Annotated in this window: 23 protein-coding genes, 1 tRNA gene and 1 pseudogene; 11 read left to right on the top strand and 14 right to left on the bottom strand. The window is 69.9% G+C overall.

Annotation, left to right across the window (positions count from 1 at the left end; all coding sequences use genetic code 11):
* Nucleotides 1-18 precede the first annotated feature (18 nt).
* The 5 genes and pseudogenes from ilvD to F6J85_RS10290 form a co-directional block, all read right to left on the bottom strand.
* Nucleotides 19-1719, bottom strand: a complete 1701-nt coding sequence (ilvD, locus tag F6J85_RS10270; protein WP_150919953.1) for a dihydroxy-acid dehydratase — start codon at nucleotides 1717-1719, stop codon at nucleotides 19-21.
* A gap of 9 nt (nucleotides 1720-1728) precedes the next feature.
* A complete protein-coding gene (locus F6J85_RS10275) occupies nucleotides 1729-2715 on the bottom strand; it encodes a fumarylacetoacetate hydrolase family protein (protein WP_150924898.1) in 987 nt (328 codons plus the stop codon).
* Nucleotides 2716-2731: 16 nt separating this feature from the next.
* Nucleotides 2732-3871, bottom strand: a complete 1140-nt coding sequence (locus tag F6J85_RS10280) for an FAD-dependent monooxygenase (RefSeq protein WP_150924899.1) — start codon at nucleotides 3869-3871, stop codon at nucleotides 2732-2734.
* A 50-nt stretch (nucleotides 3872-3921) separates the two neighbouring features.
* Nucleotides 3922-4916 (bottom strand): annotated as a pseudogene (locus F6J85_RS10285) (cyclase family protein).
* Between the two features lie 25 nt (nucleotides 4917-4941).
* Nucleotides 4942-5946 (bottom strand): VOC family protein, encoded by a 1005-nt coding sequence (locus F6J85_RS10290; protein WP_150924900.1) that lies wholly within the window; start codon nucleotides 5944-5946, stop codon nucleotides 4942-4944.
* Between the two features lie 139 nt (nucleotides 5947-6085).
* On the opposite strand from F6J85_RS10290, the gene F6J85_RS10295 reads away from it, so the two are divergent.
* Nucleotides 6086-7006 (top strand): LysR family transcriptional regulator, encoded by a 921-nt coding sequence (locus F6J85_RS10295; protein WP_150924901.1) that lies wholly within the window; start codon nucleotides 6086-6088, stop codon nucleotides 7004-7006.
* A gap of 37 nt (nucleotides 7007-7043) precedes the next feature.
* On the opposite strand, the gene F6J85_RS10300 is transcribed toward F6J85_RS10295, so the two are convergent.
* The 7 genes from F6J85_RS10300 to F6J85_RS10330 all read right to left on the bottom strand — a co-directional run bounded on the left by F6J85_RS10300 (nucleotide 7044) and on the right by F6J85_RS10330 (nucleotide 13945).
* Nucleotides 7044-8018, bottom strand: coding sequence for a fumarylacetoacetate hydrolase family protein (locus F6J85_RS10300; RefSeq protein WP_150924902.1), 975 nt, complete (start codon nucleotides 8016-8018; stop codon nucleotides 7044-7046).
* A gap of 40 nt (nucleotides 8019-8058) precedes the next feature.
* The gene (locus tag F6J85_RS10305; protein ID WP_150919931.1) at nucleotides 8059-8871 is read right to left on the bottom strand and encodes an ABC transporter ATP-binding protein; all 813 of its coding nucleotides are present in this window, start codon (nucleotides 8869-8871) and stop codon (nucleotides 8059-8061) included.
* Complete coding sequence (locus F6J85_RS10310; RefSeq protein ID WP_191906578.1) at nucleotides 8868-9680, bottom strand: ABC transporter permease; 813 nt, start codon at nucleotides 9678-9680, stop codon at nucleotides 8868-8870. The genes F6J85_RS10305 and F6J85_RS10310 overlap by 4 nt, the downstream gene beginning before the upstream one ends.
* A gap of 1 nt (nucleotide 9681) precedes the next feature.
* Entirely contained in the window at nucleotides 9682-10503 is an 822-nt protein-coding gene (locus tag F6J85_RS10315) for an ABC transporter permease (protein ID WP_191906579.1), read from the bottom strand.
* 31 nt (nucleotides 10504-10534) lie between these two features.
* Nucleotides 10535-11563: an ABC transporter substrate-binding protein gene (locus F6J85_RS10320; RefSeq protein WP_191906580.1), complete on the bottom strand. Its 1029-nt coding sequence runs from the start codon at nucleotides 11561-11563 to the stop codon at nucleotides 10535-10537.
* 154 nt (nucleotides 11564-11717) lie between these two features.
* Complete coding sequence (gene otsB / locus F6J85_RS10325) at nucleotides 11718-12515, bottom strand: trehalose-phosphatase (protein ID WP_150924906.1); 798 nt, start codon at nucleotides 12513-12515, stop codon at nucleotides 11718-11720.
* Nucleotides 12512-13945, bottom strand: a complete 1434-nt coding sequence (locus tag F6J85_RS10330; RefSeq protein ID WP_150924907.1) for an alpha,alpha-trehalose-phosphate synthase (UDP-forming) — start codon at nucleotides 13943-13945, stop codon at nucleotides 12512-12514. Before F6J85_RS10330 ends, otsB begins: the two co-directional genes overlap by 4 nt.
* A gap of 114 nt (nucleotides 13946-14059) precedes the next feature.
* On the opposite strand from F6J85_RS10330, the gene F6J85_RS10335 reads away from it, so the two are divergent.
* The 4 genes from F6J85_RS10335 (at nucleotide 14060) to F6J85_RS10350 (ending at nucleotide 17813) form a co-directional block, all read left to right on the top strand.
* Nucleotides 14060-14314, top strand: a complete 255-nt coding sequence (locus tag F6J85_RS10335; protein WP_150919925.1) for a hypothetical protein — start codon at nucleotides 14060-14062, stop codon at nucleotides 14312-14314.
* A 10-nt stretch (nucleotides 14315-14324) separates the two neighbouring features.
* Nucleotides 14325-15206, top strand: coding sequence for a phosphotransferase family protein (locus F6J85_RS10340; protein WP_150924908.1), 882 nt, complete (start codon nucleotides 14325-14327; stop codon nucleotides 15204-15206).
* The gene (locus F6J85_RS10345) at nucleotides 15203-16063 is read left to right on the top strand and encodes an SDR family NAD(P)-dependent oxidoreductase (RefSeq protein ID WP_150924909.1); all 861 of its coding nucleotides are present in this window, start codon (nucleotides 15203-15205) and stop codon (nucleotides 16061-16063) included. Before F6J85_RS10340 ends, F6J85_RS10345 begins: the two co-directional genes overlap by 4 nt.
* Before the next feature lie 82 nt (nucleotides 16064-16145).
* Nucleotides 16146-17813, top strand: a complete 1668-nt coding sequence (locus F6J85_RS10350) for a catalase (RefSeq protein WP_150924910.1) — start codon at nucleotides 16146-16148, stop codon at nucleotides 17811-17813.
* 66 nt (nucleotides 17814-17879) lie between these two features.
* On the opposite strand, the gene F6J85_RS10355 is transcribed toward F6J85_RS10350, so the two are convergent.
* Nucleotides 17880-18167: a DUF6506 family protein gene (locus F6J85_RS10355; protein WP_150924911.1), complete on the bottom strand. Its 288-nt coding sequence runs from the start codon at nucleotides 18165-18167 to the stop codon at nucleotides 17880-17882.
* Nucleotides 18168-18353: 186 nt separating this feature from the next.
* Here F6J85_RS10355 and F6J85_RS18000 point away from each other — a divergent pair, with 186 nt between their 5' ends.
* From F6J85_RS18000 to F6J85_RS10370, 4 genes are read left to right on the top strand one after another with little or no spacing between them, the layout of a single operon-like run.
* Complete coding sequence (locus tag F6J85_RS18000; protein ID WP_238706918.1) at nucleotides 18354-19391, top strand: glycosyltransferase; 1038 nt, start codon at nucleotides 18354-18356, stop codon at nucleotides 19389-19391.
* 20 nt (nucleotides 19392-19411) lie between these two features.
* On the top strand, nucleotides 19412-20068 hold the full coding sequence (locus F6J85_RS18005; RefSeq protein WP_238706919.1) for a hypothetical protein: 657 nt from the start codon (nucleotides 19412-19414) through the stop codon (nucleotides 20066-20068).
* Nucleotides 20065-20796, top strand: a complete 732-nt coding sequence (locus F6J85_RS10365) for an HlyD family efflux transporter periplasmic adaptor subunit (RefSeq protein ID WP_150924912.1) — start codon at nucleotides 20065-20067, stop codon at nucleotides 20794-20796. The genes F6J85_RS18005 and F6J85_RS10365 overlap by 4 nt, the downstream gene beginning before the upstream one ends.
* A complete protein-coding gene (locus F6J85_RS10370) occupies nucleotides 20793-22799 on the top strand; it encodes a glycosyl hydrolase (protein WP_150924913.1) in 2007 nt (668 codons plus the stop codon). Before F6J85_RS10365 ends, F6J85_RS10370 begins: the two co-directional genes overlap by 4 nt.
* A 93-nt stretch (nucleotides 22800-22892) precedes the next feature.
* Here F6J85_RS10370 and F6J85_RS10375 read toward each other — a convergent pair.
* A tRNA-Lys gene (locus F6J85_RS10375) sits at nucleotides 22893-22965 on the bottom strand.
* A gap of 104 nt (nucleotides 22966-23069) precedes the next feature.
* On the opposite strand from F6J85_RS10375, the gene F6J85_RS10380 reads away from it, so the two are divergent.
* Nucleotides 23070-23915: an inositol monophosphatase family protein gene (locus F6J85_RS10380; RefSeq protein ID WP_238706920.1), complete on the top strand. Its 846-nt coding sequence runs from the start codon at nucleotides 23070-23072 to the stop codon at nucleotides 23913-23915.
* Nucleotides 23912-24487, top strand: a complete 576-nt coding sequence (locus F6J85_RS10385; RefSeq protein WP_150924914.1) for a hypothetical protein — start codon at nucleotides 23912-23914, stop codon at nucleotides 24485-24487. Before F6J85_RS10380 ends, F6J85_RS10385 begins: the two co-directional genes overlap by 4 nt.
* Nucleotides 24488-24878: the final 391 nt, after the last annotated feature.

A 24878-nucleotide genomic window follows, 5' to 3' on the forward strand; every position in this document is an offset into this window, starting at 1 on the left:
ATGACGGAAGGGCCGGGGTTACCCCGTGACCGCGCCCTCCGCAGCGGAGTGCACGAGCTTGGAGTACTTGGCCAGGACGCCACGGGTATAGCGCGGAGGAAGCGGCTCCCAGCCGTTGCGGCGGGAGCTCAGCTCGGTCTCGTCGACGAGTAGGTCGAGAGTGCGAGCCGCGATATCGACCCGTATCAGATCACCATCGCGCACGAATGCGATGGGACCTGCGTCCACCGCTTCGGGTGCTATGTGGCCGATGCACAGGCCGGTTGTGCCGCCGGAGAATCGACCGTCCGTCAAGAGTAGTACATCTTTTCCGAGGCCAGCGCCCTTGATGGCGGCCGTGATCGCGAGCATCTCGCGCATGCCCGGCCCGCCCTTGGGGCCCTCGTAGCGGATGACCACGACGTCGCCGGCGGTGATCTCCCCCGCCTCGAGTGCGTCCATCGCGGCGCGCTCGCGCTCGAACACGCGCGCGGGCCCCTCGAAGACCGCCGCGTCGAAGCCCGCGGTCTTCACGACCGCGCCCTCGGGCGCCATCGAGCCGTGCAGGATCGTGATGCCGCCGGTGGCGTGGATGGGGTTGTCGAAGGAGTGGATGACGGTGCCGTCGACGGGGTCGGGGGCCAGATCCCGCAGGTTCTCGGCCAGCGTCTTGCCCGTGACCGTCAGGGCGTCGCCATGCAGCAGGCCCTCGTCGAGCATCGCCTTCATGATGACGGGGATGCCGCCCTGGCGGTCGACGTCGTTCATGACGTAGTTGCCGAACGGCTTCATGTCGGCGATGTGCGGGACCTTGTCGCCGATGCGGTTGAAATCGTGCAGGTTCAGCTCGACCTCGGCCTCACGCGCGATCGCGAGGAGGTGCAGGACGACGTTCGTGGAGCCGCCGAGGGCCATCGCGAGGGCGATGGCGTTCTCGAACGCCTCCTTGGTGAGGATGTCGCGCGTCGTGATGCCCAGGCGCAGCAGATTCACGACGGCCTCGCCGGAGCGGTGCGCGAAGTAGTCGCGGCGTCGGTCGGCCGACGGCGGGGCCGCCGATCCGGGCAGGCTCAGGCCCAGCGCCTCGGCGACCGAGGCCATCGTGTTGGCCGTGTACATCCCGCCGCACGCGCCCTCGCCGGGGGCGAAGGCGCATTCGATGCGCTTGAGGTCGGCCTCGCTCATGCGACCGGCCAGGCACGCTCCGACTCCTTCGAAGGAGTCGATGATCGTGATCTCCTTCTCGGTGCCGTCCGACAGCTTGACCCAGCCGGGGGCGATCGAGCCGGCGTAGAGGAAGACGCTCGAGAGGTCCAGCCGTGCGCTGGCCATCAGCATCCCGGGGATGGACTTGTCGCAGCCGGCCAGGAGCACCGTGCCGTCGAGGCGCTCGGCCATGACGACGGTCTCGACGGAGTCGGCGATGACCTCGCGCGAGACGAGCGAGAAGTGCATGCCCTCGTGGCCCATCGAGATGCCGTCGGAGACGGAGATCGTGCCGAACTGCAGCGGGTAGCCGCCGCCGGAGTGCACACCCTCCTTCGCGCCCTGCGCGAGCCGGTCCAGGCTCAGGTTGCAGGGCGTGATCTCGTTCCAGCTCGAGGCGATGCCGATCTGGGGCTTGTCCCAGTCCTCATCGCCCATGCCGACCCCGCGGAGCATGCCGCGGGACGTGGTGGCTTCGATTCCGTCGGTCACCACGCGGCTGCGCGGCTTGATGTCGATGGTGCTGTCGGGCATTCCCGCAGTCTATTCCCGGGCGGGCACCGATCGTGCCCGCGGCTGCGGCCGCCGGCGGGCGGGGGGGATCTCGTGCGGATGCATGCGAGCCGGATCCACGATGCCGACGAGTTCGCCGAGGCGTTCCACGCGCATGCTCACCACGTCGCCCGCCTGCAGCGGTGGCGGCACGAGCGCGCCGCCCGCGAGGCCCCACAGCTCGGCGAGGCATCCGCCGTTGCCCGTCGTGCCCGATCCGATGACATCACCGGGCACGACGCGCGACGCGCGGGACGCGTACGAGATGAGCTCGGGGAACGTCCAGGCCATGTTCGAGAGCAGGTCGGCGCCGGTGAGGACGCCGTTGACCGAGACCTCGGCGCGCAGAGCGAGGAAGCCGTCGTCGTCGATGCGGTCGGCCAGCTCGTCCGCCGTCACGATCCAGGGACCGAGCGACGTCGCGAAGTCCTTCCCCTTCGCGGGCCCCAGCCGCACGTTCATCTCGCGGCCCTGGATGTCGCGCGCCGACCAGTCGTTCATGATGGCGTAGCCGAAGATGCGGGTGGCCGCCTCGGCCGGATCCAGGTCCTCCCCCGGCTCACCGCCGAGCACGACGGCGACCTCGAGCTCGTAGTCGAGGCGCTCGGTCGCAGGCGGGCGGATGCGGGCACCCGATCCGTGCAGCGTGTGCGGGTTCGTGAAGTAGAACCGGGGCGACTCGTACCATGGGGCGGGCACGTTCGGGCGCCCCTGCGCGTCCGCGCTCATGCCCTCCACGTGCTCCTCGAACACCGCGAAATCGCGCACGGCGGCGGGCACGACAGGCGGCAGCAGCTCGACGTCCGCGAGCGCGCGCGCCGCGCGACCGACCGTCGCGGCGTGCACCTCGTGCGCGAAGGCGAGCCCGCCGCGCAGCAGGTCCGCGACCGTGATGCCGTCGGGGAGCGGCACGGCGCCGTCAGCCTCGACGAATCCCTCCTCGAGTGCGCCGCGGTTCATCCATCGTGCGATCTTCATGCGATTCCTCCTGGTTTCACAGCGGGCGGGCGAGGCGCTCGCCGAGCTCGGCGATCAGACGTGGCATCTCCGCGGAGTGGTCCTCGCCGTCGCGCTGCCATTCCGCGAGCTGCACGGACGCGTCGACGACGGCCGTCGCGCGCGCGACGCGGCGACGGTGGAACTCGTCCCACAGGGCGGGCGTGATCTCCGCGGCGTCAACGAGGAGGTCCGTGAGGATGAGGGCGTCTTCGAGCGCTTGCGCGGCGCCCTGCGCGATCGTGGGCGGGCACGAGTGCGCGGCGTCGCCGATGATCACGACGCGCCCGCGGTTCCAGGGCGCCGGCACGACGTGCCGCGTGAACCACGTGTAGTTCACGAGGGCCTCCCCCGCGTCCAGGTCCGCGCGGATGCTGTCCCACGGCCCGCCGTACGCACGAGAGCGGTCGCGCATGTACGCGGCGGCTTCGGCCGCGGGCATGTCGAAGTGCTTCTCGGCGTCGAACACGAGGAATGCGTACATCGAGTCCGCGCCCGTGGGGGTGTACCCCGCGATGTACGCGGGCCCGCCGTAGTACAGCTCGGTCGTCTCGACCTCGGCGGGACGTGAGACGAACGCACGCCAGATCCCCATGCCCGTGTGCTCGGGCACGGTCGCGATGCCGATACCCGCGCGGATTGCGGAGTGCAGTCCGTCGGCACCGATCACGAGGTCGTACGTCCCCACATCCCCGTCGGGAGATTCGAGCGTCACGACGCCGTCGTGCTCGCGCGTCCCGGTCGCGCGGATGCCGAAGCGGGCCCGCACGCCCGCTTCCTGCGCGTGCTCGAAGAGGATGCGCGCGAGCGCCGGACGGGGCATCCCCATCGCCGACGGCATCCCGGGCAGACGCGTCGAGCCCTCCGCGCGGCGTGCGATGACAGGGGCGTCCGGGCCCGGCGCGCGCAGTACGAGCCCGTCGAACGCGTAGCCCGCTGCGGAGATGTCCTCCCACACACCCAGCGCGGCGAACGCCTGCAGTGCATTGGCCTGCAGGGAGATCCCCGACCCGAGCGCGGTGAGCTCGGGCTGGGCTTCGATCAGGTCGACGGCGACGCCGGCGCGCGCGAGGCGGATGGCGGCCGCGAGACCGGACACACCCGCTCCCGCGATCGCGACACTGGTGACAGCTGGCACCTCGGAACCTCCTCGTTCAGAGAGTGGATGGGGCGCAGTGCCCCGGGACTTCAGATGAGGGCGATCGGGTTCAGCGGCGAACCGACCGCACCCGTGATGGGAAGGGCGCTGCGGACAGCAGGAACTCGTACCGGCCGGATGCGGCGCACACGGCACCGAGCTCTTCAAGGTCCCACATCTCGCCGACCGTGAGCCCCATGTTCGGGATCACGATCTGGTGCAGCGGCTGGAACGACTCGTCGAACTCATTGGGACGCACTTCGAATCCCCACGTGTCGGTCGCGATCGCCGCGATCTCGGTGCGGTGCAGCCAGCCGGCGGTCGTGAGGGACAGACCGGGAGCGGGGCCGCCCGCGTACTCCCCCCATCCGTTGCGACGCGCACGCGCCAACTGACCCGTGCGCACGAGCACGATGTCGCCGCGCCCCACGCGTGCACTGTCACCCTGAGCGCGCACGCACGCGTCGAGGTCCGCCGCGGTGATCGCGTACCCGTCCTCGAGCTCGCCGGACTCGGGGCGCAGGAAGCGGCCCATGTCCAGCAGCACGCCGCGGGAGATGATCACGTCGGCTGCGTGCTCGATGCCGGTCACGCGATCGCCCTGCGTCGTCACGACGTCACCCGCGGGACGCCCGTTGTAGGCCAGGCCGCGGTCGAAGATGTGGCCGAGGCCGTCCCACTGCGTCGAGCACTGGAGCGGCATCACGATCATGTCGTCCGCGCCCCCGATACCGTGCGGGTTGTAGTCCGGGTTGCGCTCGTGGTCGAGCCCTGTACCCGTCATCGTGTGCACGGGATTGTTGCGCTTCTTCCACCCGCGCTGCGGACCGTCCTCGTTGAACGCCTGGGCGAGCGTGACGGCCCGGCCTTCCGTTACCAGTCGCGCCGCTTCGACCCGCTTGGCTGCATCGATGAAGTTGAGCGTCCCCAGCGCGTCGTCGGCGCCCCACCGCCCCCAGTTGCGGTACTCCTCGGCTCGGATGACGACTTCGCCGAGCGCGTCGGCGCGGTCGAGGTCCGCGGGGTTCTCGGACAGGGAGCTCACGACACGCTCCGCGTCGCGCGCCGGATCATGCCTTGTCCCTGAGCAGGTCGCCCTTGATCTCGTCCGGGACGCCTTCCTCGGTCGCGGTAGGTCCGTCCGCGGGAGGGAACGACTCGGTCAGCGACAGCGGCATCGAGCTGTTGCGGTAGATGTCGTACGAGCCCTGCGACGTCTTCCACGTCTGCGGCTCCCAGTCCGGTACGTAGTTGCGGTAGCCGCCGGTGTTCAGTTCGACGCGCATGCCCGAGGGCTCGCGGTAGTACAGGAACGACTGCTCGCCGATGCCGTGGATCGTCGGGCCGTACTCGATGTGCACGCCGGCCTCCATGAGCAGATCCGCAGCGATGAGCATCTCCTCGCGCGTGTCGTACCAGTAGGCGTAGTGGTTGACCCGTCCCGAGCGCGTGGATCCGTCCAGCACGACGCCGAGGTCGTGCGACTTCTCGTTCGTCGTGAGCACCGAGAACACCGAGATGGGCGCCTCCTCGAGGACCGTGCGGGCCATGATGCGGAAGCCGAGCACCTCGTGGTACCACTGGCAGAACGCGTCCACGTCGCTCGCGCAGATCGTGACGTGGTCCAGCTGACGCGGCGCGCCGGCGAGACGCGACCGGCGCTGCGGACGGTCCGGGAAGGTCGAGGCGAGCTCGCCCTGGGTGTAGCGGTGGTGCACTGCATCCCAGTGCAGCACCATCGTGTGGCCCCACGGTCCCACGAAGCGGTAGGCCCGGCCGATGTCGTGGCCGTCGAACCACTCGCCGACGCCGCCCTTGGCCTCGATGCGACGGACCGCCTCCTCGAGCGCCTCGGCGCTCGCCGTGCGCCACGCCATCGAGTGCAGCGCCGTCTCGTCTCCCCGCTCGATCACGAGGCTGTAGCTGTAGTAGTCGCCCCATGTGCGCAGGTACACGCGGTCCTCGTCACGGGCCACCTCGGTCATGCCCACGTGCGTGACGTAGAAGTCGACCGACGCATCGACATCGCGCGTGGTCAGGGCGACGTAGGACAAGTGCGAAAGCAGAGTGATCATCTTCGATCCTTTCAGCGGCGCGGAATGGGGCCGCATGCCGAGTCTGTGGGAGGGCAAGCCCATTGGGGAACCGCAGAATCACTATCGCAAGCATCAGGATTACCGATAGGGTCGGGCCACCCGAGACAGGAGCCCGACCGTGCCCGACGACCCGTTGCTCTCCCGCCTGGACCTCAACCTGCTGGTGGCGCTGGATGCCCTGCTCACCGAGCGCAACGTCACGCGCGCAGCCGAGCGGTTGCGCCTGAGCCAGCCGTCGCTGAGCGCCGCCCTCGCGCGCCTTCGCGTGCACTTCGACGACCCCCTGCTGGCGCGGCGGGGCAACACCTACGAGCTCACGCCGCTCGCGGCGCGCCTGCCCGAACACACCGCGGACGCGCTCAACGCGGTCCGTCGCGTGTTCGAGAGCCAATCGCGGTGGGACCCGTCGGAATCCTCGCGCACCTTCACGGTGCACGGGTCCGACTACGCGCTGACGGTGATCGGCCCGGCGGTGTCGCGTCTGGCCAGCGCGCAGGCGCCGGGCGTGCGCGTGCGCTTCGTGCCGACCTCGAGCATGGGCATCGACGACGTGCTCAACCGCCTCGCATCGCTGGATGCCCTGATCCTCCCGCACGGCATCGCGGCCGACCGTCCGTGCATGGACCTGTGGCGCGACGATTGGGTGGTCCTCGCCGCCGCCGACAATCCGCGCGTGCACCCGACGCTGAGCCTGGAGACGCTGTCCGCGTCGCCGTGGGTGTTCACCTACCAGACGCGCGTGTCGTTCACGGCGGTGGGGCGTCAGCTCGAGCAGCTCGGCCTGCAGCCGCGCATCGAGGCCATCGTGGAGAGCTTCTCGCTCCTGCCGCTGTACGTCGCCGGCACGGATCGTCTCGCGCTGATCCAGCGCAAGCTCGCCCCGCGCGTGCAGGGGCTCGGCGGGGTGGCGGTGTGCGAGCTGCCGTTCGAACCCGTTCCGCTCATCGAGGCGCTGTGGTGGCATCCCGCGCACGAGAACGATCCCGAGCACGAGTGGCTGCGGGGTCTGTTCACCGAGGCGGTGCGCGACCTGGCGTGACGCCGCCGTAGCGCGCGCGACCGCGTGCAGCGCGGGGTCAGGCAGCCGGGTCCCCCGTGTCGGCGACGCAGCGCACGACCTGAGTGCCCAGGTGCGTGATACTCCCGGTGAGGACGTCCCCGTCCTGCAGGAACCGGCCCCAGTGCTGCCCGTTTCCCGCGGGGCTGCCGGTGAGGATGAGGTCTCCCGGCAGCAACGGGAGCGTGTGCGACGCCGTGGACACGATGTGCGCGACGTCGTGCACGAGCTCGGCGGTCGTCGCGTCCTGCATCGCGCGGTCGTTCAGGTCGAGGCGCACGCGCAGGTCGCTGGGGTCCACGAAGCCCGCGGGGACGAGGAAAGGACCGGTGGGGAGGAACCCGGGTGAGTTCTTGGAACGGAACCAGTCCGCTCCGAGACCGCCGATGTCCGCCGGGAACGCGAGGTCGCGCGTCGTGATGTCGTTCACGATCGTGTAGCCGGCGATGTGCGCGGGCGCCTCCTCCGGGGTCACGCGGAACGCGCGGCTCCCGATGACGGCGGCGAGCTCGAGCTCCCAATCGTGCTGTTCGCTGCCGGCAGGCAGCACGAGGGGCTCGTCGTCGCCCACGACGCACGCCGGCATGCCGATGAACACGTAGGCGCGACCGCTCGCGGCCCGCGCGTCCATCGCGCGTTCCGCACGCGCACGCGCCTCCTCCTCGCTCAGACCGCTGTCCCGGCGGGTCATCCCCGCGATCGCGAGCTGGATGACGTGCGTGCGGTAGTTGGCCCCGGCCTGGAGGACCTGACGCGGCTCGACGGGTGCCGTCAGCGTCACGTCCGCGAGCGGACGCCACGGGCCGTCGACGTCCACGAGACGGGCGAGGCGTCCCCACTCCCCGGTCGCGAGGAACGAGTTCAGGTCCGCGGCACCGAGGTCATCGGGTCCGAGCGCGCGGATGCGGTCCCCCGCGACGAGCCCGAGCACCGTGCCCTCGCCGTCGCGGAACCGCGCGAGCGCGAACGGCGCGTCCGGTCCCTGCGTCGTCATGCGGTCACCTCTGCGGGTCGTGCCCACGGCAGCCGCGCGCTCACTCGGACGTCGCCGTCGGCGTCAGGCCGTACTGCTGGATCTCTCCCAGCACGCGCGTGCGCAGTTCCACGAACGTCGGTGTGGACTTCGTGGTCAGCTGCGTGCGCTCGCGTCCCAGTGGCACCTCCACGTCGTCCACGATGACCGACGGCCGCCCGCCGAGCACGACCACGCGATCACCGAGATACACCGCCTCGTCGATGTCGTGCGTCACGACGACGATCGTGATCCCGATGTCGTTGCGCAACCGCAGCACGAGGTCCTCGAGATCGAAGCGCGTCTGCGCGTCGAGCGACCCGAACGGCTCGTCCATGAGCATGATGGGCGCCTCGTACGCGAGCGCACGGGCGATCGCGACACGCTGCTGCATGCCGCCGGACAACTGCCACGGGTACTTGTCCTCGTTGCCACCCAAACCCACGACCTCGAGCGCTTCGTTCGCGCGCCGCAAGCGTTCAACCTTGCCCACCCCGCGCCCCTCGAGCGGGAAGGCCACGTTCTGCGCGACCTTCATCCAGGGCATGAGTGAACCGCGGTAGTCCTGGAACACGACGGCGATCTTCTCGGACGGCGCCGTGATCTCGGCGTCACCCAGCGACACCGTCCCGCTCGTGGGGGCAGCGAGGCCCGCGAGCAGCCGCAGGAGGGTCGTCTTACCCACTCCCGAGGGGCCCACGAGGCACGTGACGTCACCGGCGCGGATCTGCAGGTGCAGACCCCGGATCACCTCCACGCGATCGTCACCGGTGCCGAACGCCTTGCTCACGTGCGACGCGGTGAGCGCCACATCCGTCGCCAGGTCACGAGTCATGACTTGTCTCCCTTCGAGACGCGCCCGGAACGACGCGTCTCTGCGTCCTGCCGGGTCCATACGAGCACGCGGTGCTCGCCGAACATGTACAGCGCGGTGAACAGCCATCCGATGACGCCGATGAGCAGGGTCCCCGCCCACGCTTGCGCCAACTGGAACCGCTGCCCGCTCTGCAGGATGAAGTGCCCGACGCCTTCCGTCGAGCCGTACATCTCGCTCACGACGAGCATCACGATGCCGATCGAGATCGCCAGCCGGAGGCCGATCGCGATCTGCGGCGCGGCTCCCGGCAGCACGACGCGACGGATGCGCAGCGCGAGCGGGATGCGGTACGACCGCGCGGTCTCGAACACGCTGGGCTGGATCGAGCGCACGCCCTCGATCGCGTTGAGCAAGATGGGCCACACGCATGCGAGGAAGATCAGGAACACCTTCGGCCCGCGGCCCACGCCGAGCGTGAGGATCACGATGGGCACGAACACCACGATGGGCAGCGTGCGGAAGAAGTCCAAGTAGGGCGAGAGGACTTGCCCCGCGCGCGGCATGAGCCCGATCGCGGTGCCGATGCCGATCCCCACGACCGTCGCGAGGATGAGGGCCATGAAGTAGTTGCCGAAGCTGTACGCCAGCGAGCTCCACAGCGTTCCGGAGGCGGCCCAGTCCCCGAACTTCGCGAGGATCGTGGACAACGGCGGCCAGAACACCGAGGTCGACTGCGCGGACACGACGAACCACAGCACGATGAGGACGATGGGAAGCCACGCCAGCAGGATGATCCGGGTCACGGGACCGTAGGTGCGCGCGTTCATGTCAATCCTCCCCATCGAGAGCGGGCCGCCAGCGCACGATCGCCGACTGCAGCTTCTCGAGACCCACGTTCACGCCGAATCCGAGCAGGCCGGCAGTCACGATGTACGCGTACGCCAGAGGCGGATTCGCTCCCAGTTGCGCGTCGGTGATCCGGTTGCCGATGCCCGCCGACCCGCTGAGGACCTCAGTGGAGATCGCCACGAGCACGGCGACGGACGCGCCCAGACGAAGACCGGTCAGGATCGACGGCGCGGCGCTGGGGAGCAGGACACGCCGCACGAGCAGCGCGCGCGGCGTGCGGAAAGCCCGCGCCGTCTCGATGATGGACGGCGGGATGCGGCGCACGCCCTGCTGCGTCTGCACGATGATGAGGAAGACGACGGCGACGAACACGAGCGTCGCCTTCAGCTCGATCCCACGACCCAGGATGAGCACCATCACGGCGATCAGGGCGACAGCGGGGAACGCGCGGCCGAAGTCGATGACGAACCTCATCGACAGTTCCGCGGCGGACGAACCCGCCGTGAGGAGACCGACCGCGATCCCGACGATGGCTGCGGCCGCGAGCCCGACGGCTGCGCCCCACAGAGTGAGTCCGATCGCCTGCCAGTATTCGGCTGTCACGAGTTGCTCGGTCAGCGCCACCACGACGGCGAACGGCGAGGGCAGCAAGCCCGCCGGGACGACGTCCGACACCGAGAGGAGCGCCCACAGCGCGATCCCGGCGACGAACACGCCCACGCGCCACAGGGCGATGGTCGGTACGGCGCGGCGGCGGGTTTCCGCCGCCGCGCTCGCACGGATGGTCTGGGTCCACGTCACGATGGTGTTCTCACCTGCCGGCGGATGCCGGTCAGCGAGCCCCTTCCCAGACCAGCTCTTCGAACGTGAGGTCGTCACGCACTTCACCCAGGGTCTTCATGATCTCGAGCATGCGGTCCCAGCCCTTCTGGTCGAACTCGACCGAGAGCACGTCCAGCGCCATCACGTTGTCGATGAAGGGTGGCGGCAGCTCCGTGTTCTCGCGGTACACGCGGCGCACCTCATCGGGGTTCTCGTTGGAGAACTCGGTGCCCTCGCCGAGCCCGGTCAGGAAGCGCTCGACCGCCTCGGGATTGTTCTCGACGTATTCGCGGCTCGCGACCCACACGACCTGCGGCGCGTACGGAAGGAACTCGCGCACTCCGGTGCCGACACGGGTGAACCCGCCATCGACAGCCTGGAGCAGGAAGATGCTGAACGTGAAGATCGCGTCGACCTGGCCGTTCTCCGCGGCGGGCACGAGGGCGTCGACCGGGATCGGCACGAACTCGACCTCGCTGAGCGGGATGTCGTTCTCCTCGAGCGCCGCGACGACCGTGAGGTGCGGCAGGCCGCCGAGCTCGGGCACGCCGATCTTCTTACCGCGCAGGTCGGACCAATCGGCGATCGGGCTGCCGGGCGGCACGATGAGGCCGTCCGAGGCGTCGCCCTCCTGGTTGGGGTCGGCGGACTTCGTACCCGCGACCACGACGATCGGCATATTCTCGTTGATCGCACGCACCGCGGTGACCGCGTCGGTCGCGGCGATGTCCATCTCGCCCGCGATGAGCGCCGAGTTGGTCGCTGCGCCGCCGCCACCGCCGGTGACCTGGAGGTCGACGTCGAGGCCGGCCTCCTCGAAGAAGCCCTGCTCGTGCGCGAGGATCGAGTTCTCGATCGTCACGGCGCCGCGTGCGACGGTCATCGGGATGACCTCCGGCACCTCCGGCTCGGGAGCGCCCGACGTACCGGTCGGCGTGGACGGTCCGGCGCAGCCCGCGAACACCATGGTCAGTGCCAAGGCGGTCGCGGTGACGACCGCTGTCTTGCGCCAGTAGCGCAAGGGTCGACGAGGTTCCATTTCATCTCCTTTGATGGATCCGGAACGCACCGGCAGCCCGGGCGGGCGCAACGGTGCGGCTAACCCACTATCTTCACGACGCGCACCATCAGGGAAGAGAGGTTCACCGATGCGGAGTATCGGCGTTACCGATAGTCCGGTGCGTGGCGGGAGCTCAGTCCGACGCGACGCCGAGAGCCCGGCCCCGCATCCGCGCCAGCACGTCGAGAAGGTCGGCGAACGCGGCGATGTCGGCGACGGTGACGGTGGCGGCGGTCTCCCCCGGCCCGACCCGCACGCCCAGGTCATCACGCCCGAGCGAGCGGATGGCGTCCTCGTCGGTCACGTCGTCGCCGGCGAAGAGCACCGCAGAGGCGCCCGCGCGTTCGCGCAGCGTCCGCACGGCGGTGTCCTTGCCTTCGTGGCGGAAGGCGTACTCGAGGATGTTGTGGCCCGTGCGTCGTCGCCACGCCGGCGCGTGCGCGCGCACGATGTCGTCCACGACGCGGTCGGCGTGCTCGGCGGTCACGGCGTCGGCGCGGCGGGTGTGCACGCCGAGTCCGAAGGTCTTCGGCTCGATCCACACGCCTGCCATACCGCGCGTGGCCTCCTCGGCGAGGGCGCGCAGGCGGTCGCGGAGGGCGACCTCCTCCGGGTCCTCGTGGGGTTCGATCGCGCCGACGCCCGGCTGCCAGTACTCGGCGCCGTGGGAACCTGCCAGCCACAGCGGCGAGGCATCGTCGTGCTCGGCGATGACGCGGAGGTCGCGCAGGCTGCGCCCTGAGACCAGAGCCACGACGGTGTCGGGCAGGGCGGCGAGCGCTTCGACGCAGCGGCGTGCGGCCGGCAGCATCCGCGCGTCCATGGGTTCGTTCTGCAGTGGCGAGAGCGTGCCGTCGAAGTCGAGCGCGACCAGCAGGCGCGGGGTGCGGGCGAGGGGCTCCAGGAGGTCTTCGGCGACGGTCGTGGTCATGCCGTCACCGCCGAGGTGCGGTCGTGGAAGGCGGCGAGCGCGTCGAGGAATTCACGCGACCAGTCTTCGACGTCGTGTTCGCGCACGCGCCGGCGCAGGGCCCGCATCCGCCGGCCCTGTTCTCCGGCGGGCATGTTGATCGCCCGCATCACCGAGTCCTTGAGACCGTCGATGTCGTGCGGGTTGACGAGGATGGCGCTCCCCAGCTCGTCGGCGGCGCCCGCGAATTCACTCAGGACGAGCACACCGCGGTTGTCCACGCGGCTGGCCACGTACTCCTTCGCCACGAGGTTCATGCCGTCGCGCAGCGCGGTGACGAGCATGACGTCGGCGGCGAGGTAGAGGGCCACCATCTCCTCGCGCGGGTAGGCCTGATGGAGATAGCGGATGGCCGTGTGGCCCATCGTGTCGTAGTCGCCGTTGATGCGCCCGACGGTGAGCTCGATCTCGTCGCGCAGTTGGATGTAGGCCTCCACGCGTTCTCGACTGGGGCTGGCGACCTGCACGAGGGTGACGTCGTCGACGCTCACACGGCCGTCTTCGAGGAGCTCTCCGAACGCCTTGAGACGGTGACGGATGCCCTTGGTGTAGTCGAGCCGGTCAACGCCCAGCAGGATCTTCTTCGGGTTGCCCAGGCTCTCCCGGATCTCCAGGGCGCGGGCCTGGATGTCGGGTCGCTGGGCGAGCTCGATGTACGAATCGGCGTCGATGGAGATCGGGAAGGCCTTTGCCAGGGCCGTCCGCGTGCCGCCTCTGCCGTCGGGCACCGAGATGCCCGACGCCTTCGTCTCGTAGCGCAGCTGCCGCCGCACGGCGCGGGCGAAGTTGCCGGCGTCGGCGACGCGCTGGAATCCGATGACATCCGCTCCCAGGAGCCCCTCGAGCACCTGCCGTCGCCACGGCAGCTGCGAGTACAGCCCGTATGCGGGGAAGGGAATGTGGTGGAAGTAGCCGATCGTCAGATCCGGCCGGGCCTCGCGCAGCATCCGCGGCACCAGCTGGAGCTGGTAGTCCTGCACCCACACGATGGCGTTCACCGCCGCGACGTCCGCCGCCGCGTCGGCGAAGCGCTGGTTGACCTTGACGTAGGCCTCCCACCACTGCCGCCGGAACCGCGGGGCGGCGATGACGTCGTGGTAGAGAGGCCAGATGGTGTCGTTGGAGAAGCCCTCGTAGTAGTTCTCCACGTCGTCGGCGGAGAGGTTGACGGGTACGAGATGCGTCCCCTCGAAGTCGAACGGCTCGAGTTCGAGGTCGGCCTGACCGGCCCAGCCCACCCATGCACCCTCGGCCTTGCGCATCACCGGCTCCAGCGCCGTCACCAGGCCGCCGGGCGAACGACGCCAGCCTTCCTCGTCGTCGGGGTCGGCGTCGGCGATGCGGTCGACAGGGAGACGGTTGGCGACGACGACGAACTCTGCCTGGGTCACGCGGGCTCCTCCATGCGGTGTTCTCTCCAGGCTACCCCGCAGTCCCCGGCGGGCCCGGGGCCTTGCATGTCAAGCCCGCCGACCCCGTCCCCTCCGCACCGATAGCGTGGGCGTATGCGCAAGTACCTCTTCGGCACCGGTCTTGTCAGCGCGATCACCAGCGGTCTGACGCTCCTGCGGAGCCTTCGCAGCAACGACCCGTTCACCTGGCGCACGGCGCTGGCGTTCCTCAGCTGGGGGATCTCGCTCGCCCTCGCCATCGGCAGCGTCGTGGACACGCGCCGCGCAACCCGGGGCGGCATCGTGCCCTCGGACTCACCCGTCTCCGGCAAGGAGCAGAAGCTCCTCCGCAAGCGCCTGCGCGCCTGACCCGCTTCCCGTGGCCGACGAGCTCACGCGGGGACTCGATCCGAGCACGCTGGCGCGCGTCGCGGAGTTCGGCGCACGCCACCGGCTGTGGCCCGCCGAGGCCCCGGCGCGGTTGCTGACCCACGGAACAGAGAACATCACCGTCGAGGTCGGCGATCACATCGCCCGCTTCGGTTCGCCTGCTGTCGTCGAGCGCGAGGTCGGCGTGCTGACACAGCTCGGCGCGACCTCCCCGGTGGCCGTGCCGACGCCCCTCGCGCACGAGGACGGCGTCTTCGCCTACCGGCGGCTGCCAGGAACCCCGCTCCTGCGCACCGCGTTCCCCGTCTCCCCCGCGATGATCTCGGGTCTGGCCGGGATGCTGCGAGCTCTACGCCGATCGAGAGCCGCCCAGGCCCTCCCCCGTGACCTCCATCCGATGAAGGCTTGGCGGGAGGAGGCGATCGAACGGGTCGAGCGGCTGCGGTCGCGCCTGGGAGCCGAGCGCGCGGGCCAGGTCCTCCGCGCGCTCGATCGTCTGCCCCCTGACACCGGCGACAGCATCCCGTGCCACAACGACCTCGGCGCCGAGCACATCCTCGTCGACGGGTCCGGGGCGATCACTGGCGTGATCGACTGGACCGACGCCGCCCGCACCGATCCCGCCCGCGATGTGGCCCGCATCCACCGCGACCTCGGTCCGGACGCGGCCGCGCAGCTGGCGCATGCTCTCGACGAAGCGGCGAGCGATGCGGCCGTCATCGACCGCGCCCGGTTCCTCGCGTGCTGCCTGTGGCTGGAAGACCTGGAATACGCCTGGGAGGATGCCGCGGCACGCGGCCCGTATCTCGCCAACGCCGAGCGCACGTTCGCCTGGACCTTCGCCGACCCACTGAGGAGGAGCACGTCATGACCGCTCGCACCGAGGCATCCTCCCCCGTCTCCGGCTCCGTCGTGCTCATCACCGGCGGAGCGCGCGGCATGGGTGCGCTCTACGCCCGGCGGGCCGTCGCCGCCGGCGCCCGTGCCGTCGCACTGTGGGACATCGATGCCGAGGCGGCGACCGCCCTGGCGCAGGATCTCTCCCGGTCGGGGACCGACGTGCGCCCCTACCGCGTCGACGTGTCGCAGCTGGCGGACATCCGCACGGCCGCGGCCTCGGTGCGGGCCGACCTCGGGTCGCCCGACATCCTCATCAACAACGCCGGGATCGTCCGCGGCGCGCCCTTCTGGGAGCACGACCCGGTCCGCGACATCGAGGCGACCCTGCGGATCAACGCCCTCGCGGCGATGTGGCTGACCCGGGAGCTCCTCCCCGACATGATGGCGGACGCATCCCGGCCCAAGCGCATCCTGAACATCGCCTCGGCGGCCGGGACGCTCGCCAACCCCAACATGAGCGTGTACGCCGCATCCAAGTGGGCCATGATCGGCTGGAGCGACTCCCTGCGGCTCGAGCTCGCAAAAGACGGTCACCGGCACATCGCGGTCACGACGTACTGCCCCAGCTACGTCTCGACCGGGATGTTCGAGGGCGCGCGCGGACCGCTGCTCACCCCGATCATGACGCCGCAGCAGGCCACCCGGGCCGCGTGGAACGGCATGCTGCGGGGCACGCCGATCGTCCTGCGACCGTGGACGGTGAAGCTCGCCATGGCCGCGCGGGGCGTCCTTCCCACCCGCGCGTGGGATCTGGTGGCCGACAAGGTGTTCGGGGTCTACTCCTCCATGGACCACTTCACCGGCCGCGCCGGAGAGCCGCGACTATAGCTCGCGATCCCGCTGCCCGCGAGGGGGTGAGACACCTGCACCCGGCGACGCAGGCTGGATGGGAACGAACGAGAGGACCGCCATGAGCGATGTCGCGAACGAACCCCCCGCCCCCAGCGAGGAGGAGCGCCCCATCCTGACCAACCGTCAGGGGCACTCGGTCTACGACAACCAGAACTCCCGCACCGTCGGGGATCGTGGCCCCGCCACCCTCGAGAACTACCAGTTCCTGGAGAAGATCAGTCACTTCGACCGCGAGCGCATCCCCGAGCGCGTCGTGCACGCGCGCGGAGCCGTCGCGTTCGGCCATTTCGAGGCGACCGGGAAGTGGGGCGACGAGCCGATCGAGAAGTTCACGCGCGCGAAGCTCTTCAACACCCCGGGCAAGAAGACCGACCTCGCCATCCGTCTCTCCAGCGTGATCGGCGGACGGGACTCCTCCGAGGCAGCCCGCGATCCGCGCGGTTTCGCCGTGAAGTTCTACACCGAGGACGGCAACTGGGACCTGGTCGGCAACAACCTGGCGGTGTTCTTCATCCGGGATGCCATCAAGTTCCCCGACGTGATCCACTCCCTCAAGCCCGACCCCGTGACCTTCCGCCAGGAGCCGGCGCGGATCTTCGACTTCATGTCGCAGACCCCCGAGTCGATGCACATGCTGGTGAACCTCTTCAGCCCACGCGGAATCCCGGCCAACTACCGCACGATGCAGGGCTTCGGTGTGAACACGTACAAGTGGGTGAACGCCGCCGGCGAGACGGTGCTGGTGAAGTACCACTGGTTGCCGCGCGCCGGGGTGAAGAGCCTCACCGACGACGACGCCGCCAACATCCAGGCCACCGACCTCGGCCATGCCTCGAAGGATTTGTACGAGGCCATCGAGTCCGGCGACTACCCGCAGTGGGACCTCTATGTGCAGATGATGAGCGACGACGACCACCCCGAACTGGACTTCGACCCGCTCGATGACACCAAGGTGTGGCCGGAGAACGAGTTCGAACCCAAGCTCGTGGGCACCATGACGCTCACCGCCAACGTCAGCGACCATCACAACCAGAACGAGCAGATCGCTTTCGGCACGGGCGTGCTCGTGGACGGCCTGGACTTCTCCGACGACAAGATGCTGGTCGGCCGCACGTTCTCGTACTCGGACACGCAGCGGTACCGCGTGGGACCGAACTACCTGCAGCTGCCGGTGAACAGCCCGAAGAACGCCCGCGTGGCCACCAACCAGCGCGGTGGGCAGATGTCGTACGGCGTGGATCTCGGCGAGGGCCAGAACCCCCACGTCAACTACGAGCCGTCGACCATGGGCGGCTTGCGGGAGGCCGAGTACGCGACCAAGGACGAGCAGGGACCGGTGATCAGCGGGCGCCTCACCCGGGCGCGCATCCCGCGCACGAACGACTACATGCAGGCGGGCCAGCGCTACCAGCTGATGGAGCAGTGGGAGAAGGACGACCTGGTGCGCAACTTCGTGACGCTGATCGGCGAGGCGACGCCGCAGGTCCAGCAGCGGATGGTGTGGCACTTCCTCCTGGCCGACGACGAGCTGGGCCTCCGCGTCGGCGAAGGGCTCGGCATCACCGTCGACGACGTGAAGGGCCTTCCGCCCCTGCAGTCCCAGACGCTGAACGAGGAGGAGCTGCAGCGCCTGCAGAACCTCGGCCACAACGGCCCACGCGACGTGTCGGGTCTGACGATGACGCACGTCGTGCCGAACGAGCACGTCGTCATCGAACGGGGCTGACCCACCGGGCCTGTCCGCACACCCGCGTGGGGACTGGGCCCCGGGACCGGAAGACGGTCCCGGGGCCTAGTGCTCTTCGTCGAACAGCTTCGCCAGGAGCGGTACCGATTCCATGCCGTAGGTGACTCCGCCGACGGGGACGCGGCCATCCACGGCGGCCGCGACCTCGGCCACCACCTCCGTTCCGAAGCCACCGCAGAGCTCGATCGACTGCGCTCCGTCATCGACGAGCTCGACCGCGACGGCCGCGGCGGCAGCGGGATCCGGGACGGCGACGATCGTCGTCTTCAGTCCACCCCGACAACGCCTCGCCGGGGAGGACGATTCCTTCGCGCCGCCGAGAGCGGAACGCACCCGCGTCACCAACCGCCCAGGCGATCGTCATGCAGCGTTCACACGTGGGGAACACCGTTGACGCAGGAGGTGCGGAGCATGGAGTCAACGTTTCGGGCTCTGGGGGCTCGGAACCTGGGGTAGGGATCCATGCGTGCCGACGGCGCTGCGGGTGGGGGCACCGCCGTCCATGGGGAAGGGAACCCAATGGCACGCATTCCATCCACGCACCGACACCGCCACGGCCACTCGCCAGAGCATCCGGAGAAGGGCGGGGAGCCGACGCCCGTCATGATCCTGCTCGTGGTGATCGCGACCATCGGGGTGCTGGCGTACGCGGGGTTCCTGCTCGCCCCGGACAGCCGCGGCGATCTGCTGCCGTACGTCATGATCATCGTCGCCGAGTCCATCCTCGTCGTGCAGGCGCTGCTGTCGATGTGGACGATCCTCTCCAGCGGCCGCAACCCCCGGGACTACGCCGCGCACGACGCCGCCGCGCGCCTCCTGCCGCGTCTGGCCCGCGACGACGACCGCATCCACCTGAGTGGCCGCCCCGTCGTGATCGATGTGCTCGTGACGGTGTACGGCGAAGACCTCGACACCGTCCGACGCACGGTCACGGCCGCTGTGGGGATGCAGGGGGCGCACCGCACGTGGATCCTCGACGACGGTCGCTCCGACGATGTACGGGCCCTGGCCGAGGCCGCCGGCGCCCGGTACGTCCGCCGGCTCAGCTCCCACGGCGCCAAGGCCGGGAACATCAACCACGCCGTGACGCTGGCCAAAGGCGAGTTCTTCGCCATCTTCGACGCCGATTTCGTCCCGGTGCCGACGTTCCTGCTGCAGACCATGCCGCTGTTCGTGCACGACGACGTCGCGTTCGTCCAGACGCCGCAGGTGTACGGAAACCTGCACACCGTCGTGGCACGCGGAGCCGCGTACATGCAGACCGTCTTCTACCGGTTCGTCCAGCCCGGACGCAACCGGTTCAACGCGGCGATCTGCGTGGGGACGAACGTGGTCTTCCGCCGGTCTGCGATCGACGAGGTCGGCGGCATGTACACCGATTCGAAATCCGAAGACGTGTGGACGTCACTCCTCCTGCACGAGCGGGGGTGGCGCTCGGTCTTCCTCCCCGACGCCCTGGCGGTCGGGGAGGCCCCCGAGACCATCGAGGCCTACAGCAAGCAGCAACTGCGCTGGGCGACGGGGGCTTCGAGATCCTCCTGCGTCACAACCCGCTGAGCCTGCGACGCCGGCTGACCATGGATCAGCGCATCCAGTACCTGGTGACGGCGACCTTCTACCTCACCGGCATCTGCCCGCTCCTGCTCCTGCTCGTGCCCCCGCTGGAGATCTACTTCGACCTTCGGCCGATGACCCTCGAGACCACCGTCTTCACCTGGGCGCTGTACTACGGCGGGTTCTACGCCATGCAGATCCTGCTGGCCTGGTTCGCCGTGGGATCGTTCCGGTGGGAGACGCTGACCCTGGCGACGGTCTCGTTCCCGATCTACGCCAAGGCGCTGTGGAACGTCCTTCTGGGGCGGGACATCGGATGGCACGTCACCGGTTCCGCGTCGCGCCGCTCACCCTTCAACTTCGTCATCCCGCAGACCCTGTTCTTCGTCTTCCTCGCGCTGACGACCCTCGTGGCCGGCTGGCGTGACGTCGACAACGGCGCGCTGACCCTCGCGACCGCCTGGAACGCCACCAACACCGTGATCCTCGGTGCGTTCCTGGTGACGGCGCTGCGCGAAGCGCGCACCCTGGCGCGACCACAGGAACGCACCACACGCTCCGCAGCGCCGGTCGCGACGGCGCCGCTGACGGTGGTCGCACGGCCGCTCCCCCTCGCTCCCCGCCCGGCGGAGCCCGCCGCCGACGAACCGGCCCTCGTCCCCGCGGGAGGTGCCCGATGACGTGGGCGAACCGGCTGAAGATGACCGCCGGCATCCTCATCGTCCTCCTTCTCGTGGCCGCCTTCACGGTCGTGTTCAACCAGCGGCAGCAGCGCGTTCTCTCCACGAGCGCGACGATCGTCGCGGAGAGCTACCCGGTCGGCACCGATTACGGCGGCATCGTCACCCGGCAGTACGTCGAGGTGGGCGACGAAGTGGCGGTGGGCGATCCGCTCTTCGACGTGCGGAGCCTGCACCTGCAGCGCGACATCGCCTCGGGCCAGGTCGCGGATCCGGCGCTGGCTGCAGGCGTCTCCGCCGACGGCACCTCGACCATCGCGGCGACGGTGGACGGCACCGTGCGGGAGATCGCCGTCCCGCAGGGCGGCTTCGCCCAGGCCGGGGGCATGCTGGCGACCGTCGATGAGAATGCCTCGCTGTTCGTGGAAGCGGAGTTCCAGCTTTCCGCACGGGACTACGCGCGCATCGACGAGGGAAACGACGTCGAACTGCTGCTGCCCAATCAAGCGGTGCTGCCAGGCGCGGTCGTCGGCATCGAAGTGACGACCGTCGACGGGCAGGCGCTGTCCACGGTGCGGATCGAGAGCGCGGAGCTGTCGAACAAGAGGGCCACCGGCATGTTCCAGGCCGGGACCCCCGTGCAGGCGACGCTGCAGCTGCGCCAGGACGGGCCTCTGGCCGGGGTCGGGGATGCGGTGCGCGATCTCCTGCGGAAGGTCGGGCTGTGACCGCCCGCCGGCTGATGGCGGCGCTGGCGTTCAGCGCGGCGCTCGTCTCCACCGGATGCACCGCCGCGACGCCTGCGGATGAGGCTGCCCCCGCCGGTGCGGGCGCGGCGGAGCCGTCGGCATCGATCGCCGCACTGCCGGTGGAGAGCATGGCGCAGATCGGCAAGGCTCGCCTCGCAGAGGATCTCATCCCGCCGACCAACCGCTGGTATTCCGGCCTGATCTTCGGCGCGGAACCGCAGCCGGTCTACCCGTTCCCCATCGCCTTCGCCGCCGACGACGACGCGTTCACCGTCGACCTGCCAGAGGTGAGCACAACGGAGAAGACCATCGCCGCCTCCTTCGGCGGAGGGTTGCGCGTCGGGCTGGACGCCGACCGCTTCGCGGCGGTGCGGGCAGATCCGGTGTCGGTCACCCTGCGCTGGTCGGACGGTGACGCTCCGGTCGGCGACGTCACCATCGCCGAGGGGTCGCCCGTCGTGGGCTTCACCGCCGCGCGCGACAGCGCGCTGGTTCCCGCCGCGCCGCTGCGCACGGCCGGCGATGGCGTGTGGACCGCCGCCACAGACGGAACGAGCTTCGGGGTCGTCGCACCCGGGGCCCGCTGGGACGGGCAGACGCTGACCGTCCCGGAGGGAGGTCATGCGCAATGGTTCGCCATGCCCGAAGGCGCCGACGTGACCGAGTGGGCAGACGCCCTGGACGCGCCGATCGAAGCGGTGCGCGTGGAGCCCGGCACGACCGCCTCGGGTTCGTCAACAACCCTGACCTATGCCGGGACGGACAGCACCGTGCTCGTGCCGTTCCCGACCTATGCCGACGCGGGTTCGGACTGCGAGCTGGGCACTTTCTCTACGGCCTACGGCGACGCGGATGCCTGTCGCGGTACGGAGCTGGCGTGGACGGTGCCCGAGATCGCGCCGCGCGCGTCGTTCGATCTGGACGGGATCGACGGCGACACCCGGGCGGCCATCGTGGCTCAGGTCGCCGCGGATCTGGATGCCACGCCCGCACTCCCCGCCGACACCTACTACGGCGGCAAGGCCCTCGCCCGGCTCGGCGCGCTCCTCACCCTGGCGCGCGACCTCGGCGACACGGCACTGACCGAACGCGTCGCAGACCGGTTGTGGACCGAGCTCGCACCGTGGGCAGAGGCGGATGGCTGCCGCGAACGTGACAGTCGCTGCTTCGTTTACGACGACGGATTGCGGACCGTCGTCGGCCTGACGCCGTCCTTCGGGTCGGAGGAAGGCAATGACCACCACTTCCACTACGGCTACTTCCTGGCGGCCTCCGCCGCCCTCGTCTCCGCCCAGCCGGACAAGGCCGCTGAACTGACAACGGTGATGGACGCTCTCGCCGCCGACATCGCCGGCGGTGCGGCGGCGGACGCGCTCCCGCCCCTCCGCGTGTTCGACCCGTACCGCGGGCACTCGTGGGCGTCGGGGCTGTCCCCCTTCGCCGACGGGAACAACCAGGAGTCCAGCTCCGAAGCGGTCGCGGCGTGGAACGGCCTGGCGCTGTGGGCCGAGATCCGCGGGGACGATGGACTGGCTCAGACCGCGGCGTGGCTGCTGTCGGCGGAAGTGGCCGCAGCGCGCGCCCTGTGGCTCGAGCCCGACCCCGCCACCCTCGCCGACGGGTTCGCCCACCCCATCGTGTCGCTGACGTGGGGCGGCAAGCGCGACTATGCCACGTGGTTCAGTCCAGAACCGTCGGCGATCCTCGGCATCCAGGTGCTGCCCCTGACCCCCGTCACGCTGAATTACCTCGGGCAGGACCCGGATCGCGTCGCCGCGAACGTCTCCGACGCGGGCCCCCGCGCGTTCAGCGGCCCGCTGGGCGAGTACGTCCTGATGTATTCGGCGTTGGGCGGCGCCACCTCTCACGCCGCCGCGACGGAGACCGTGGCGGCGCTGCCTGCCGACGGCGTGGACGACGGCAACTCCAAGGCCGTCATGATGGCGTGGCTCGCCGCGATCGAGGCCTCACCCGGACGTTGAGCCATGTGTCCCTGACCTGGACCTGGATCCGGACGGCAGAGGCGGCCGGAAACAGAAAAGCCCCGGAAACTGGCGAGAGTTTCCGGGGCTTCGTGCACCCCCAGGGACTTGAACCCTGAACCCACTGATTAAGAGTCAGTTGCTCTGCCGATTGAGCTAGAGGTGCAGGTCGCCGATGCCGTTTCCAGCGGGGCGAACCGAGGGTTTACATTACCATCCGGATCCACCCCGCCGCGAATCGAGGGCGCCGCGCGCCTGTAGCCTGGACGCGTGTGCCCTGCCGCCGACGCGCTGCCTTCTCTGACCGGTCCGTACGCCGACGATCTCGTTCTCGCGCTCAGACTGGCGGATGCGGCGGACGCGGTGACGATGGCACGGTTCGATTCCGGCGACCTCGACGTGTCGGCCAAGGCGGATGAGTCGTACGTCACGGAGGCCGACCTGGCCGCCGAACGGGAGATCCGAGCGATCCTCGCCACCGAGCGCCCTGACGACGGCGTCCTGGGGGAAGAGTACGGATCCCGTGGGGCCGGTCTCCGGCGCTGGGTGATCGACCCCATCGACGGCACTCACAACTATCTGCGCGGCATCCCGGTGTGGGCGACTCTGATAGCCCTCACCGTCGACGGCGCGCCGACGGTCGGGGTGGTGAGCCAGCCGGCCATCGGGCGGCGGTGGTGGGCCGCGCGATCCGCCGGCGCGTGGACCTCCGCACCCGACGGCCGTGTGCGGCGCATCCATGTCTCCGACGTGTCGACTCTCGAGCGGGCGAGCATCAGCTTCCAGAGCATCGCGCAGTGGGCCGGTGCGGGGCACCTGCCCGCGCTGCTCGAACTCTCCCGGAGCGTCTGGCGCGACCGCGGCTACGGTGACGCTCTCCCGTACATGTGGCTCGCCGAGGGGCGACTGGAGATGGTCGCCGAGTTCGACGTGAAGGAGTACGACATCGCCGCGCTGGCGCCGATCGTCACGGAGGCGGGCGGCCGGTTCACGGCGTACGACGGCTCCGACTCGCTCATCGAAGGGTCATCGCTCGCCACGAACGGCGTCCTGCACTCCGCCTTCCTCGACCTCCTGCACGCCACCGGCGCCCGCGACGTGAAAGAGCCCGCATGAGAATCCCCCGCCTCGTGACTTCCCTCGCGATCGCTGTGCCCCTCGTCCTGCTCGCGGGGTGCGCGAACGAGAACACGCCACAGACCACCCCCACGACGCCGGGTCCGCCGACGTCCGTGCCCACCTCCCCCGCTCCGACGCCCTCGGGCGATGGCGCCGACGTCGACCCGACGGAGCCGACGTGCGAGACGATCGTGCCCGCCGGCGTCGTGGCGGAGTTCGAGAAGGTCGGATGGAGCGCTCAGGCGCAGCCTTTCCGCATCGGCGGCATCGAGATCCCCGGCGGCATCCAGTGCACGTGGGGCGACTATTCCGTCGCCACCGACCACGTCCAGATCTACGGGTGGGCTCCCATCGAGGACGCGCAGATCCAGCGCGCCCAGTCCGAGCTCATCGGGTCGGGATGGCGCCGCGAGGAGGGCGAGGGCGGGTTCTACGTCACCGAGAGCACCGATACCGTCATCGCGCCGGATGAGAACGGGTACGGCTTCACGTACTTCTTCAGCGACGCGTGGGTGACGATGGCCGACACCAAGCAGGGCCTCGTGCTCGTGGAGTGGCCCCCGAGCTGACGCGCCGCGGTGCGGGCGCCCGACTTCGCCGACGCACCCTCCCTGCGCCCCGTCGATCGTCCACCGGCCGCATCCGCCCGAACTCCTCAAAGCCCGCGCCTCCGCCGCCCCATCGGCCCGGTTTCGGCGCATCCCCGCCCGGATCCGAGGAGTTCGGAACCGGCGCCGCCGCGCACTGACGCGCGGAGGCACCCATACGCGCAGCGCGCGGGCGGTGCGCGGTGTGCCTGTGCCCGGCATCCTTCACGCCGCCGCCGTACCGTCCGACCCGCCGCCCCGCCCGACGCCGCCGCCGGCCGCCCGACCCGCCGCCCCGCCCGAACTCCTCAAAACCCGCGCCTTCACCGCCCCATCGGCCCAGTTCCGGCGCGTCCCGGCCCGGATGTGAGGA

Origin of the sequence: Microbacterium lushaniae, from assembly GCF_008727775.1 — a bacterium.
In the GTDB taxonomy this organism is placed as follows: Bacteria; Actinomycetota; Actinomycetes; order Actinomycetales; family Microbacteriaceae; genus Microbacterium; species Microbacterium lushaniae.

Excerpts from the sequence above, each read along its gene's own strand:
- F6J85_RS10310 (WP_191906578.1), bottom strand. The coding sequence starts at position 9,680 with ATGAACGCGCGCACCTACGGTCCCGTGACCCGGATCATCCTGCTGGCG.
- F6J85_RS10305 (WP_150919931.1), bottom strand. The coding sequence starts at position 8,871 with ATGACTCGTGACCTGGCGACGGATGTGGCGCTCACCGCGTCGCACGTG.
- F6J85_RS10320 (WP_191906580.1), bottom strand. The coding sequence starts at position 11,563 with ATGGAACCTCGTCGACCCTTGCGCTACTGGCGCAAGACAGCGGTCGTC.
- F6J85_RS10335 (WP_150919925.1), top strand. The coding sequence starts at position 14,060 with ATGCGCAAGTACCTCTTCGGCACCGGTCTTGTCAGCGCGATCACCAGC.
- ilvD (WP_150919953.1), bottom strand. The coding sequence starts at position 1,719 with ATGCCCGACAGCACCATCGACATCAAGCCGCGCAGCCGCGTGGTGACC.
- F6J85_RS10300 (WP_150924902.1), bottom strand. The coding sequence starts at position 8,018 with ATGACGACGCAGGGACCGGACGCGCCGTTCGCGCTCGCGCGGTTCCGC.
- F6J85_RS18000 (WP_238706918.1), top strand. The coding sequence starts at position 18,354 with ATGGCACGCATTCCATCCACGCACCGACACCGCCACGGCCACTCGCCA.
- otsB (WP_150924906.1), bottom strand. The coding sequence starts at position 12,515 with ATGACCACGACCGTCGCCGAAGACCTCCTGGAGCCCCTCGCCCGCACC.
- F6J85_RS10275 (WP_150924898.1), bottom strand. The coding sequence starts at position 2,715 with ATGAAGATCGCACGATGGATGAACCGCGGCGCACTCGAGGAGGGATTC.
- F6J85_RS10350 (WP_150924910.1), top strand. The coding sequence starts at position 16,146 with ATGAGCGATGTCGCGAACGAACCCCCCGCCCCCAGCGAGGAGGAGCGC.
- F6J85_RS10290 (WP_150924900.1), bottom strand. The coding sequence starts at position 5,946 with ATGATCACTCTGCTTTCGCACTTGTCCTACGTCGCCCTGACCACGCGC.
- F6J85_RS10345 (WP_150924909.1), top strand. The coding sequence starts at position 15,203 with ATGACCGCTCGCACCGAGGCATCCTCCCCCGTCTCCGGCTCCGTCGTG.
- F6J85_RS18005 (WP_238706919.1), top strand. The coding sequence starts at position 19,412 with ATGGATCAGCGCATCCAGTACCTGGTGACGGCGACCTTCTACCTCACC.
- F6J85_RS10385 (WP_150924914.1), top strand. The coding sequence starts at position 23,912 with ATGAGAATCCCCCGCCTCGTGACTTCCCTCGCGATCGCTGTGCCCCTC.
- F6J85_RS10365 (WP_150924912.1), top strand. The coding sequence starts at position 20,065 with ATGACGTGGGCGAACCGGCTGAAGATGACCGCCGGCATCCTCATCGTC.